The organism is Amycolatopsis plumensis (genome assembly GCF_042652605.1).
GTDB classification, from domain to species: domain Bacteria; phylum Actinomycetota; class Actinomycetes; order Mycobacteriales; family Pseudonocardiaceae; genus Amycolatopsis; species Amycolatopsis plumensis.
In genome coordinates this window covers 412,501-425,449 of the sequence record NZ_JBHSJY010000001.1, presented here as the reverse complement: position 1 = coordinate 425,449, position 12,949 = coordinate 412,501, and the positions used below count along the sequence as shown (strand labels likewise).

Sequence of the window (12,949 nt, the reverse complement as noted above, 5' to 3'; positions counted from 1 at the left end):
CACCTCTCAGGAGGAATAGGCTTCGAGTTCGGACAGCTGCCCGGCGGGCCAGCCGGTGTTGCCGGTGAAGGTGAGCCGCAGGGTGCGCACCGAGGCCGCCGGGAAGGTCACGGTTGCGGTGTTGCCGGAGGCCGGGTTGAACGAGTAGCCCGCCGCGGCCTTGATCCCGTCGACCGAGATCGTCTGCGTGCGCGTGCCCCACGCCGAGGACGGCGGCAGCTTCAGGACGAGCCGGGAGACGCTGACCGTGCTGCCGAAGTCCACCGTGAGCGCCTGCGGGAAGGCGTTGTTCGTGCTCTCCCAATAGGAGTTCGCGTCGCCGTCGACGGCGTTGCCCGGCGGGAAGCCGCCCTGCGAGCCGGACGCGCTGACGCTCTTGTGCAGCGCCAGGTTCCCGCCCGGCTGGGTCGGCGTGGTGGTCGGCGTGGTGGTCGGCGGAGTCGTCGTGCCGCCGTTGTCCGAGCCGTACACCGGCGCCGGCCACGAGCCGCAGTACGTCGTCGTCCAGCCGGAGTTGCCGCCCTGGTCGGCCAGGCCGCTCATGGCGTCCGGGCCCATGCAGTTGTAGACGCCCGCGCGGCCGATCCCGGTCGCGACGACGTTCTTCACCGACCCCGACGGCTTCGACTGCAGCTGCCAGGCGAACGTGCCGGCCCCGGTGATCCGGACGCCGTCGAAGTGCACGTCCGTGGTGGCGCCGTCGATGAACTGGATCGCCTCGTAGTTGTTGTCCACCAGGTCGTTGTCCGTGACGTCGACCCGGCCGGTGATGGCCGAGTCGCGGCCGTCGAACCACAGGGCGCCCACGCCGAACTGCCAGTTCGAGTCGAGCACGCCGGTGCGGATCGCCGTGTTGCGCGCGACCGTGGTGGTGCCGGACAGCGGCACGGCGCTGAACCGGTTGGCGATGTGCAGGCCGCCGCCCTGGTCCTGGTTGTCGGCCACGACGTTGTCGGACACGGTGTTGTCGTGGCCGCCGTAGACCGCGATGTTGTTGGCGAGGATCGGCAGGAGCACGGTGTTGAAGGAGAACGTGTTGTGGTGGTCGGCGTCGTGCTCGGACCACATCGCCAGGCCGTCGTCGCCGGTGTTGCGCAGGAAGTTGTTCGTCACCACCGTGTTGCTGATGCCCTGGTGCAGGTTGAGCCCGTCGGCGGTCTGGTCGAGGATCCGGTTGCCGGACACGGTGAGCCCGTCGAACGGCCCGTCGAGCCACAGCCCGACCTTCGTGTGCTGCAGCCACAGGTTCTGCACCACCGAGCCGCCGCCCAGTGCCCCGCCGATCGCGTTCGACTGGTCGCAGTCCACGCGCGCGTCGACCTGGCCGATGATCGCGAAGTCGTACAGCTTCACCGCGCTGCTGACGCCGGGCACGGCCGGGTTCCCGGGATACGTCGGCGTTCCGCAGCTCGCCGGTTCACCCTTGCCGAAGATCCCGGCGCGTGGCCCGGTGAGCACCGAGTACCAGGGCCCGGCGCCGCGGATCGTCACCTGGTCGACGGTGATGTGGTGGCCGAGGGTGAAGGTGCCGGACGGGATCCAGACTTCCTTGCCCTGGCTCTTCGCGGCGGCCACGGCGGTGTCGAACGCGCCCGCGTCATCGGTCGTGTCGTTCGCGGTGGCGCCGTAGTCGGTGACGGACACCGAATTCGCCGGGCGGGTCGCGGCCGGGCCGACCTGCTCGAAGTCGGCGAGGTCGATGGTGGCCGGCGTGACGTCGCCCGCGTCGACCTGCAGCCTGATCTTGGTGCCCGCCGGGTAGGACGTGCCGAGCAGGGCGCGGGTTTCGTCGTAGAAGTGGTGCGCGTGGCCGTCACCCGGGTTGTTGGTGAACGGGTACGAGCCGTAGTACCAGGCCCACTTCGACGTCAGGGCGATGTCCCGGTTGTGGGTGCCGCCGACGTACAGCGAGATCGTCCCGGCGACGGAATCCGGGACGCTGTACCGGAAGTCGATCGAGTTCGCCGGTGCGGTGAGCGTGAACTCGACGTACTGGCCTTGGCCGGACAGCGTCACCGCCTTCCGGCCGGAGGCTTCGCCGGCGAGGGTGCCCGCGGCCCGGTTCGGGCCGATGACCGCCCCGTTCGTGGCGGCGGTTTCCGCTTCCTGCTCGACGAAGGGAACGGTCGCGCCGCGGCCGGCGGCGAGCGCCCCGGCCGGAACCGCGGCGATGGTGGCGCCGGCCGCGGCGACGACCGCGGCGGCGAGGGCGCCGAACCGGAACTTGGGCGCACTGAACACAGAGCTGGGAGACATGGGCAGCACTGGCCTTTCCGCAGCTGGTGGGGACCTCTGTGATCGGGATCATACGAATCGTGGACAAGAAATCGCAATAGTCGAACGAACTTACGCAAGTTTGCGACAGGAATTGACGATTGAGCCGCACGTCCGACGTCCTCTTACGCCCGGCGGAGCAACGCCTGCGTCGGTGGTGCGCGCTGATAGTTTTCAGGCATGAGCCAGCGACGTGCGGACGGGAGCGCCGGGGACGCCGACTACGGCGCCATCGGCGGGGTCTACACCGACTACCGCAAGCCGGATCCCCGGATCGGCCGGTACATCCTCGACGCGCTGGGCGACGCGCGGACCGTGCTGAACGTCGGCGCGGGCGCGGGCGCGTACGAACCCGAAGACCGTGAAGTGACCGCCGTCGAGCCGTCGGCGTCGATGCGCGCGCAGCGCCCGGCGGGCCTGCCGCCGGCGGTGGACGCCGTCGCCGAGAAGCTGCCGTTCCCGGACCGGGCGTTCGAAGGCGCGATGAGCACGTTCAGCGTGCACCAGTGGAACGACCTGTGGGCCGGCCTCAAGGAGATGCGCCGCGTCACCCGCGGCCCGATCGCCATCCTGACCTGCGACCCGGATCGGCTGCGCCGCTTCTGGCTGCTCGACTACGCACCCGAGGTGATCGAGACCGAAGCCCGGCGCTACCCGTCGGTCGACGACATCGCCGACGGCCTCGGCGGCCACACGTCGATCATCGGAGTCCCGATCCCGATCGACTGCACGGACGGCTTCAACGAGGCCTACTACGCCCGCCCGGAGCGGTTGCTGGACCCGGGCGCCCGCCTGTCGTGCTCGGCCTGGAGCTTCGTCGACGACCGCGTGCACCACCGGTTCGCGGCGGAACTCCAGCACGACCTCGACGACGGCACGTGGGAACGCCGGTACGGCAGGCTGCGGGAGCAGCCGTCGTTCGAAGGGTCGCTGGTGCTGGTGGTGTCGGACCCCACGGCGTGACTCCGCCGCGGGGCCCGGGCTCGCTGTTTACTCCGGCGCCGCGACGGCCGACGAGGTGCGCGCTGCTCGCCGCCCGTGGCGGGCGCAGGTGCGCGCCGGGCGCGGCCGGGTCACGCGGAACTGCCCGCCGCTGACCGTGCTCGCGCGGCGGGCAATCTGCGCGGCCGACTTCTCACCGGTGCAGTACCGGCGGCCGCCTGACCGCTACCCGGCCAGCAGCTCCTGCAGCTCCCGCACCGCAACAGCGAGCTCGTCCGCGAAGCGGTACATCTCCGCCGACACGTGCTTCGGCGTGCTCAAGTAGATGTTCCACCGATCCGGCAGCAGCACGTACGCGATCCCGATGCACTGCGGGCTGGTCGAGCCGAACCCGAAGTACTGGATGTTGACCGACGGCGCCGAGCTCGTGCTCAGGAAGTCGTCGCGCATCTTCAGCCAGCCCGGCGAGGAGTACAGCGGCAGGTCCGTGGCTTCCCCGTGGCGTTTCGCGATCAGCTGCAGCTCCCACAGGTGCTGCTCCGGCGCGTCCCCGGCCTGGCACTCCTTCGCCCGCGCGACGTGCTTCGCCGCGGCCTCGCGGAACGCCGAGCGCTTCTCCTCGCGAGAGGCATCGGACGTCATGACGTCGGCGAAGCGCACGACCTCCGGCGTCACGACCCGCATGGCCTCGGTCCGGCCGTTCTGGAACTGCCGGGTCGCGATCGACTCGTACGTCGCGCCCGTCAGGCCCTTCGCGCGGCGATGCGCGAGCTGGTACGACATCTGCGCGAAGGCGTCCGGGGACATCCCGAGTTCCTTCGCCCGATTGGCCCCGAAGTCGAACGACACCGTCTGCGTCGCCGTCGCGTCCGCGTACGCCTTGAAGGCCGCGGCGGCCGCGCGTGCGTCTTCGCGGAGGGCGTCGGTCAGGGTGAACTCGACGACTTCGTAGCCCGGGACGCCGTCCGCCGGCGGGCGCTCTTCGCGCGAGCCGCTCAGCAGCGCGTCGGTGAAGCCGAGGATCGTCGTGCCGTCGAGCTCGCAGTGCTCGACGTTGATCCCCGCGGTGCCGTCCTCGAACACGATCAGCGACACGGCCTTGTCGTACCAGCGGTTGTCGCCGTACAGCAGCCGGTTGCCCGCTTCGAGGGCGTCCGACGGCGTGAAGTCGTCCAGGCACAGGCAGAACAACGCGGTCTCGATGGTCTCCAGCGCGGCCGCGTTGCCCGCTTCGAGCAGCGCGGCTCGCGAAGCAGCCCACTCGGCACGCGCCTTCGTCGTGAACGGCCCGACCGGGACGTCGGTGCCGTGGTCGTCCTTGAGGATCGCGCGCAGCCCGTCGGCCAGCTGCGCGGGCGAGTACGGGCGGCCGTCTTCGGCGAGGACGTCCATCCGGAACGGCGTGCCCTTCGAGAACACGACGATGTGCCGCTCGGGTGACGGGTACCGGGTGCGCGCGGTGTCGAGCAGCTCGCCCGGGATCCGCGTCGCCGAGAACAGGTACTGGTGCTGCACCATCGACTGCGGCGTGCCGCGCAGGAGCACCGGCGGAACGAGTTCGCGGTCGAGCTTCAGCTTGTAGTCCACGGCGCCCGCGGTCAGCTCGGCCGCGCGTTCGACCTGGCCGAGCGGGGAGTCCTGGAACAGGAAGAAGAAGTTGGCGTTGAGCGCGATCCGGTCGCGGCGGCCGAGGTAGCGGTACGGCCAGAACGTGTCGAGCCAGCTGCGCACGCCGGGCGAGCGGTCGTACTCCTCGAGCCGGGCCTGCAGCTCCGGCCCGGGCGACGCCAGGAACGCCGCGACCGCCGCTTCGGTCTCCGCCAGCTCCTCCGGCGTCAGCAGCGGCGCGCACCACTCGAGGAAGCGGCGGCCGCTGTCCTCCAGCGTGGGGACGGGGACGCGGGGGAGCCGGTCCTCGTTGCCGAAGGTGCGGGTGGACCATTCCGGACTGCTCACGGTCATCCTTCTTCGTCGGGGAGTCTCGAACTTCCTCGGGGGGTCCGGGTGGCGGAGCCCCCGGCCGGGGCGAAGCCCCGAATGTCACAGTCGGGCAAGCCCGCAGGACGGGAAACATACAGCTGCGCGTAGAGCCACCCGTCGGACTCCAGCCCGGTGGGGTCGACCCCGGCCGCGCTCAGCGTGTCCAGGATCTGCGTCTGCTCTTCGGCGGAGGCGAACTGCCGCTGCCGGAACACCCCGCCGACGCTCGTGGTCTCGTACCCCAGCTCGGCGAGCGTGTCGGCGATCGGCTCGTAGGAGAACATCCGCAGCACGAAGTGCGCCATCCACGGCCGCGCCCCGCGCGCGACCCTGGACAGCGTCTTCTCCGTGACGTACCCGACGCACCCGGTCGAGACGACGAGGTCGACGTCGTCCAGGAGCTTCTGCTGGGTGCTGTCCGGGTCGTCGCGTTCGAGGTCGGCGTGGATCGCTTCGTCGAGGAAGCCGGCGGAAAGCGCGTACTCCAGGGCCGGGGCCGAACTGTCCAGGCCGTAGAACTTCGGGCCGCCGGGCCGCAGGCGCTTGCGGTCCGCCTCGACCAGCGCCGCGTGGTCCAGCGCGCGCACGGCCGGGGCCGTGTAGTGGGCGTAGAGCTCGTCCATCGTCGTTTCGCAGCGCCGCAGGGCCGCGTTGACGCCGTACGAGCAGCCGACGTCGAGCACGGTGGGCCGCTCGGCGGGGTGCGCGGCGATCAGCTTCGCGAAGTACGGCTTGGCCAGCTGCGGGATTCCGTAGCCGACACGCTTGAGCGTGCCGAAGAACGGACGCGGGTCGGGCGCGGTGTAGATGTGGTCGAACGAGATCTTTCCGGTCGAGTCGAAAGGCACGGGCCGGCTCCTAGTCGAGCAGTTCGTCGCCGCGGGCGGTCCGCTCCGCGAGGTGGGCGGGCAGGACACGGCCGAACAGCTGGCGCGTCCGCTCCGCGCTGCCGATGACCCCCGGGCGCTCGCTGTAGGCGAAGATCGCGGAGTGCCGCGCGGTCGCCCCCCGCACGGTGCTCACGCGGTGCAGCGCGAAGCGTCCTTTGAACAGCTGGAGATCACCGGGCCGCAGGTCCAGGCGCCGGACCGGTCCGGTTTCGCCGGCCAGCACCGAGCGCACGGCGGCGAAGTTCTCGTCCGCGGCGGACCGGATGTTCGGGCAGTACTCGAAGGTCCCGCCGTCCGCCGCGGCCTGCGTCAGCATGCTCACGGTGTGGGTGTTCGTGTCGAAGTGCCACGGGTGCGCGCGGCCGGGCGCGATCACGTTGAGCGTCAGCCCGGACAGCGGGTCGGCGAGCTCGTGCAGTTCCGGCAGCCCGAAGCAGTCGGCGACGAACCGCTGGAACACCGGGCTCGTGTAGAGCCGGCTGATGATCGACGACGCCGGGATGCGGTCGCGCGCGACGAAGGCGTTGCCGCGTTCCATGATCGTCCGGCCGGGGTGGTCTTCGGGCAGCGGCTCGCCGATCGCGGTGTTGTAGGCGTTGACCTGTTCGATCTTCGTGTAGGCGTGCGGTTCGAGCGCGGCGCACTCCGCGCGGAGCACCTCGTGCAGTTCGGGGCGGATGAAGTCGGTGAGGACGCTGCAGCCGACGTCGGCGAGGTCCGCGCGCGTGCGCTCGACCGTCTCCCGCCAGGCGTGCCCGCCCGGGTCGGTGAGCGGGTAGCGGCCGGTGTCGACCATTTCCAGTGGCGCTACGGAGGTGCTCATCGTCGAGGTCCCTTCCGGCGGGTGAAGGAACAGAGGTAGCACAGAAGCCCGCTGGTCAACCGTCGGTTTGTGAGCGGTGACACACGGTCGTCAATGGCCGATTTCCGTTGCCCACGCGCTGAGCTGGACCGTGTCGGTGGTGCCGAGGTCGGTCTCCAAGGGCTGCTTCTGCACCGGCTCCCCGGGGATCGGGACGACCGCGATCGCCGCGCCGGTGTGCCGGCCGCCGCTGGTGACGGTCGCCGACCAGGCGAGCACCGACAGCGCCTTCTCACCCGGCTGGAGCGTCAGGTCCTGCGGGCCCGGATCCGGGGCGAAGTAGGACGTCTCGTGCCGGACCTGGACGTCGAGCGGGCTGCCGTCGCCCGCCAGGATCTTCAGGTCCGGGTAGCCGGTGACCTTCCGTGGCACGGTGTCCCGGTTGGTCAGCGTCAGGACGCTCGCGCGGTGCCCGAGGCCCGCTTCCACCTGGCCGACCGAAAGGGACAGCCCGCTCTTCGGCGGCGGCCCGTACGTCGGGCTCGGCGGCGGGGTGGGTGTCGGAGCGGGTGGCGGCGGCGTACTGCCGCAACCCGCGAGAAGCGCTACGACGAGAAGCGGTGCGAAGCGAGAAACCCCCATGCGGCGCAAGGCTAGCGGATGCATTGAATGACTCATTCCTGGCGTCCGACGCCAGGAATGAGTCATTCAATGCGTTGCGTCACGGGGTCAACAGCGGCAGGAGCGGCTTGCGCACCTGCGTCGCGACGCCGTCCGACGCCGCCGCCGCGGCGAGCCGCTCCGCGGACGGCCGTCCGTAGCCCGTCGTGCGCTGGACCAGCGGGCGGCCCAGCGGCTCGACCATCGCGCGCATGTCGCTGATCGTCTTGTACGACCCGTGCGACGCGCCCGCCATCCGGCTGATCGTCTCCTCCATCAGCGTCCCGCCGATGTCGTTGACGCCGCCCTGCAGCACCGCGCGGCTGCCCTCTTCGCCGAGCTTCACCCAGGAGCTCTGGATGTTGTCGATCATGCCGTGCAGCAGCAGCCGGGCCAGCGCGTGCACCGCGCGGTTCTCCCGCAGCGTCGTGCCCGGGCGGGCGAGGCCGGCCAGGTAGATCGGCGCGCTCTGGTGGATGAACGGCAGCAGCACGAACTCGGTGAACCCGCGCCGGCCGTGCTTTTCCAGGCCCTCGCGCTGCAGCCGCGCGAGCAGCTTCAGGTGCGCGACCCAGTGCGCCGGGGTGTCGACGTGGCCGTACATCATCGTGGACGTCGTCGGCAGCCCGACCTCGTGCGCGGTCGTCACCACCTTGATCCACTCCGACGTCGGCAGCTTGCCCTTGGTGAGCACCCAGCGGACGTCGTCGTCGAGGATCTCCGCCGCCGTGCCCGGCAGCGAGTCCACGCCGGACTCCTTCGCCGCGATCAGCCAGTCGCGCAGGGACAGGTTGGTCCGCGAAGCGCCGTTCACGACCTCCATCGGGCTGTAGGAGTGCAGGTGGATCTCCGGCTGCCGCCGCTTGACCTCGGCCGCGAGGTCGAAGTACGCGGTGCCCGGCAGGTCCGGGTGGATGCCGCCCTGCATGCAGATCTCGGTCGCACCCGCGGCCCACGCCTCGTCGACGCGGTCGCCGACCTGCTCCAGCGAGAGCGTGTACGCGTCGGCGTCGGTGCGACGCTGCGCGAAGGCACAGAAGCGGCAACCCGTGTAGCAGACGTTGGTGAAGTTGATGTTCCGCGTGACGACGAAGGTGACGTCGTCGCCGACCGTCTCCCGGCGCAGGTCGTCGGCGATCTTCGTGAACGCGTCGAGCTCGCGGCCGTCGGCGTGCAGCAGCGCCAGCGCGGCGTCGTCGGAGAGCCCGGCCGGGTCCTTTTCCGCGCTGCGCAACGCTTCCAGGATGTCCGTGTCGAACTTCGCCGGCCCGGTCTTGATCCGGTCGCCGATCTCCTTCCAGTCCCCGTACACGGAGTCGAAGTCGCTGCGGCGGTCCTCGGTGCGGCCGCTCGAGTCGATCTCGGTGTGCAGGTCGGTGCGGCCGGACTCCTGCCAGCCGCCGTCCGGCTCCTGCCACGGGAGGCCGACCGGCATCGCCCCTTCACGGGCCAGCCCGGTGTCGTAGTCGACGAGCGCGGCGACGTGCCGCGTGATCCGCGGGTCCAGCCACGGCTCGCCGGCCTTGACGTACTCCGGGTAGATGGTCAGCCGCTCCTTGAGCTCGAAGCCGGCCTTCTCGGTGCGGCGGGCGAGCTCGTCGATCTGCGGCCAGGCGCGCTCCGGGTTGACGTGGTCCGGGGTCAGCGGCGAGACGCCGCCCCAGTCGTCGATGCCGGCGCGGATCATCAGGTCGTACTGGTTGCCGATCAGGTTCGGCGGCGCCTGGATGCGCATCTTCGGGCCGAGCACCAACCGGGCCACGGCGATGTTCGCGGCGAGTTCTTCGAGGTCGGCGTCCGGGGTCGCACGCATCTTCGTGTCCGGCTTGGCCCGGAAGTTCTGCACGATGACTTCCTGAATGCCGCCGTAGGTCTTGGCGACCTTGCGGATCTCGAACAGCGCGTCCGCCCGCTCTTCGAACGTCTCTCCGATGCCGATCAGGACACCCGTGGTGAACGGGACGCTGCTGCGCCCGGCATCTTCGAGCACCCGCAGCCGGACGGCCGGATCCTTGTCCGGCGACCCGTAGTGCGGCCCGCCCTTCTCACTCCACAGCCGGGTCGCCGTGGTCTCCAGCATCATGCCCATCGACGGCGCGACCGGCTTGAGCCGCTGGAAGTCCTGCCAGGTCAGCACGCCGGGGTTGAGGTGCGGCAGCAGGCCGGTCTCCTCGAGCACCCGGATCGCCATCGCCCGGACGTAGGACAGCGTGTCGTCGTAGCCGTGCGCGTCCAGCCACTCGCGGGCGGCCTTCCAGCGGTCCTCCGGCCGGTCGCCGAGCGTGAAGAGGGCTTCCTTGCAGCCCATCTCGGCACCCTTGCGGGCGATGTCGAGGACCTCGTCCGGGGAGAGGAACGGCGATTCGAGCCGGCCGGGCACGGTGACGAACGTGCAGTAGCCGCAGCGGTCGCGGCACAGCCGGGTCAGCGGGATGAACACCTTGCGGCTGTAGGTGATGACGCCGGCGCGGCCGGCTTCGGCCAGCCCCGCGTCGCGGATGCGGGAGGCGTACTCGGACAGCTTGGCGAGGTCGTCACCGCGCGCGTGCAGCAGGACGCTCGCTTCGGTGACGTCCAGTGTCTTTCCGTCACGCGCCCGGGCGAGCGAGCGGCGCATCGCGGAGGCGGTCGGGGTGGTGGCGTCGGGTTCGGGTCCCATTCCGCCCACGCTAGGACCGTCCTCGCGCGACCAGCCAGTGTGTGTTCCGCACCTGTCGGGTGCTGGTCGGGCGCGTGATCGTCGTCGCAGGTCAGCGGGTCCACGTGGTTGTCGATCAGCGCGTCGGCGTGTATTACCTAAAGGGTGGCATCGGTGGTCGGCAAGAAGATCGGCGGACGGACGTACTACTACCTGGCGGAGTCCGCGCGGGTGGACGGCAAACCGCGGGTGGTGACCCAGCGTTACCTCGGCACGGCCGACGAGATCGCCCGCGCCGTCCCGGGCGGCGAACCCGCCTCGGTGTCGTACCGGACGTACGGCGCCGTCGCCGCGGTGTGGGCGACGCTGACCCGGCTGGACTTCGTCGCCCGCGTCGACGACGTCGTGCGCGCAAAGCCATCGCTCGGGCTGACTCTCGCCGTCGCGGTCCTGCACCGCGCGACCGCCCCGGAGACGCCGATCGAAGCATGGTGGGCTTCGGCCGCGGACGTCGTCCGGCCCCGGCTGTCCACAGTGGATGGCCTGTGGCGGGCCTTGGAGCGCCTCACCCCGGAACGCATCGAGGGCATCGAAGAAACCGTCGCCTCCGCCGTGCTGGCGACCCTCGACGACCACGCGGCGCTCGCCGTCGACGTCCCGCAGTTCGCCGCCTTCGCCCCGGCCGACTGCACGCTGCCCTCGGCCTGCCAGGGCGTGCTCGCCGGCGCGGGCCTGCGCGTGACCCGCGACGGCGCCATTCCCCTGGCGTCACGGGTCTACCGGCGTGACGACGGAACAGCACCGACGTTCGCCTCGCTGATGGGACAACTCGGCCCGGCCACCCTCGTCTTCCACTCCGGCCAGGCCGCCCAGCTCGACCTGGGCTCCCGCAGCGGCTTCGTCGGATCACTGCCGCTGACCGACCACCCGGAGCTGCTGACCCAGCCCGCGTCCGCGCGCAAGCGCGTCGACCCCGAGCGGTTCGCCGGCCTCACCGCGCTCGACACGCACGCGGTCGTCGACGGCGTCCGGCGGCGGGTGATCCTGACCCACTCGGCGACGTTGCACGCGGCCCAGTCCCGCGCGTTCGCCGACGAGCTGGCCACCGCGACCCGCGAACTCGACGGCCTCGCCGAGGCCCTCGCCGCGGGCACCCACCGCGGCGACCGGGCCCAGGTCCACGCCGAAATCGGCCGCGTGACCCGCGGCCGGCGCATCGAGCGCGTGCTCACCGCCGTCCTGAGCGGGAACCGGCCCGGCGAGATCCGGGTGGACCGGCGGATCGACGCGGCGGCGCTGGCCCGGCTGGACGAGGAGTTCTTCGGCAAGCAGGTGCTGGTCACCGACCGGGACTGGCCGGTCCCCGAGGTCGTCACCGCCTACCGGGCCCGCACCCACCTCGAATCGACGTTCCGCTGGCTGACCGGGCCCGCCGTCACCGGCCCGACCCCGCGCTGGGAGTGGACGCGGCAGCGGATCGCCGCGCACGGCCTGATCTCGGTGCTCGCCGCGACGGTGACCCACCTGATGCGGCGCGAGGCCGACCGCGCGGGGATGAACCTGTCGGTGCGGGAGCTGCTGGACCAGCTCGCGGGCATCGGCGAGCTGGTCCTGACGTACCCGTCCACCGGCGGGCGGCCGCGGACCAAGCGCCTGCTGACCGAGCTGGACCCCGGGCAGCAGGCGTTGTTCTCGCTGTTTCAGCTCTCGCGGTAGATCTGCAGCGCCGAGAAGCTCTGCACCACCGGCATCAGCTCGATGACGTTGATGTTCACGTGCTTCGGCTGGTTCGCGGCCCAGAAGACGGACTCGGCGACGTCGTCGGCGGTCAGCGGCGTGGTGCCTTCGTAGACCTGGTCGGCCTTGGCCTGGTCGCCGTCGAACCGGACCTTCGAGAAGTCCGTGCCGCCGACCATGCCCGGCTCGACATTGGTCACGCGCACGCCGGTGCCGTGCAGGTCGCTGCGCAGGTTGAGGCTGAACTGGTGGACGAACGCCTTGGTCGCGCCGTAGACGTTGCCGCCGGGGTAGGGGTAGGTGCCGGCGATCGAGCCGATGTTGATCACGTGGCCGCGGCCGCGCTCGACCATGCCCGGGAGCAGGGCGCGCGTGACGTGCGCGAGGCCGCGGACGTTGGTCGCGATCATCTCGTCCCAGTCCCGCAGGTCCGCCCGGTGCGCGGGCTCGAGGCCCTTGGCCAGGCCGGCGTTGTTGACCAGGACGTCGACCTGGTTCCACCCCTCCGGGAGAGCGCCGATCGTTTCTCGCACGGCTTCGGGGTCACTGACGTCGAGGGTCACCGGGAGGACGGCGTCGCCGAGCTCGCCGGCCAGCTTCTCGAGCTTGTCCGCGCTGCGGGCGACGGCGATCACGCGGGCGCCCTCGGCGGCGAACCGGCGCGCGATGGCGTCGCCGAAGCCGGCGCTCGCGCCGGTCACGAACACGGTCTGCTGGGTCATGAAGTTGCTCCGCTGCTGGTCAGGAACGTGGTGAGGGCGTCGTTGAACTTGGCCTCGCGTTCCAGGTTAGGCAGGTGTCCCGCGCCCTCGATCACCACCAGGGTCGAAGGCCCGATTTCCCGCTGGATGAGCTCGGCGTCGCTGACCGGGGTGAACTCGTCCTCGCTGCCGACGACGACCAGGGTGGGGACGTCGATGTGCTTCAGCGTCGGCGTGTAGTCGGGGCGCTCGGCGCGTCCTCTCAGTGCCGCCGCCGCTCCTTCCTTCGGGGCGTTGCGCATCATCCGGCGGACGTGCGTTTCGA

At 70.9% G+C, this 12,949-nt stretch carries 10 protein-coding genes (1 of these 10 cut by a window edge); 2 read left to right on the top strand and 8 right to left on the bottom strand.

The window, feature by feature from the left end:
• Window positions 1-6: 6 nt before the first annotated feature.
• Entirely contained in the window at window positions 7-2,256 is a 2,250-nt protein-coding gene (locus ACFPLC_RS02095) for a discoidin domain-containing protein (RefSeq protein ID WP_378204712.1), read from the bottom strand.
• 198 nt (window positions 2,257-2,454) lie between these two features.
• Between ACFPLC_RS02095 and ACFPLC_RS02090 the strand changes: the two genes are divergently transcribed.
• Window positions 2,455-3,237, top strand: coding sequence for a class I SAM-dependent methyltransferase (locus ACFPLC_RS02090; protein ID WP_378204709.1), 783 nt, complete (start codon window positions 2,455-2,457; stop codon window positions 3,235-3,237).
• Window positions 3,238-3,441: 204 nt separating this feature from the next.
• Here ACFPLC_RS02090 and ACFPLC_RS02085 read toward each other — a convergent pair whose 3' ends face one another.
• The 5 genes from ACFPLC_RS02085 to ACFPLC_RS02065 all read right to left on the bottom strand — a co-directional run bounded on the left by ACFPLC_RS02085 (window position 3,442) and on the right by ACFPLC_RS02065 (window position 10,207).
• A complete protein-coding gene (locus ACFPLC_RS02085) occupies window positions 3,442-5,178 on the bottom strand; it encodes a choline/carnitine O-acyltransferase (protein WP_378204706.1) in 1,737 nt (578 codons plus the stop codon).
• Window positions 5,175-6,044, bottom strand: coding sequence for a class I SAM-dependent methyltransferase (locus tag ACFPLC_RS02080; RefSeq protein WP_378204703.1), 870 nt, complete (start codon window positions 6,042-6,044; stop codon window positions 5,175-5,177). The genes ACFPLC_RS02085 and ACFPLC_RS02080 overlap by 4 nt, the downstream gene beginning before the upstream one ends.
• Window positions 6,045-6,054: 10 nt before the next feature.
• Window positions 6,055-6,909, bottom strand: coding sequence for a HalD/BesD family halogenase (locus ACFPLC_RS02075; RefSeq protein ID WP_378204700.1), 855 nt, complete (start codon window positions 6,907-6,909; stop codon window positions 6,055-6,057).
• 90 nt (window positions 6,910-6,999) lie between these two features.
• Window positions 7,000-7,530, bottom strand: coding sequence for a DUF4232 domain-containing protein (locus ACFPLC_RS02070; protein ID WP_378235669.1), 531 nt, complete (start codon window positions 7,528-7,530; stop codon window positions 7,000-7,002).
• 79 nt (window positions 7,531-7,609) lie between these two features.
• Entirely contained in the window at window positions 7,610-10,207 is a 2,598-nt protein-coding gene (locus tag ACFPLC_RS02065) for a bifunctional FO biosynthesis protein CofGH (protein WP_378204697.1), read from the bottom strand.
• 153 nt (window positions 10,208-10,360) lie between these two features.
• Here ACFPLC_RS02065 and ACFPLC_RS02060 point away from each other — a divergent pair, with 153 nt between their 5' ends.
• Window positions 10,361-11,902: an IS1634 family transposase gene (locus tag ACFPLC_RS02060; RefSeq protein ID WP_378204841.1), complete on the top strand. Its 1,542-nt coding sequence runs from the start codon at window positions 10,361-10,363 to the stop codon at window positions 11,900-11,902.
• Here ACFPLC_RS02060 and ACFPLC_RS02055 read toward each other — a convergent pair.
• Window positions 11,887-12,645 (bottom strand): SDR family oxidoreductase, encoded by a 759-nt coding sequence (locus ACFPLC_RS02055; protein ID WP_378204694.1) that lies wholly within the window; start codon window positions 12,643-12,645, stop codon window positions 11,887-11,889. The genes ACFPLC_RS02060 and ACFPLC_RS02055 overlap by 16 nt on opposite strands.
• On the bottom strand, window positions 12,642-12,949 hold the 3' end of the coding sequence (locus tag ACFPLC_RS02050; protein WP_378204691.1) for an alpha/beta fold hydrolase. It continues 475 nt past the right edge of the window; 308 of the gene's 783 nt are visible here — the last part of the coding sequence; the start codon falls outside the window, past its right edge; its stop codon occupies window positions 12,642-12,644. The genes ACFPLC_RS02055 and ACFPLC_RS02050 overlap by 4 nt, the downstream gene beginning before the upstream one ends.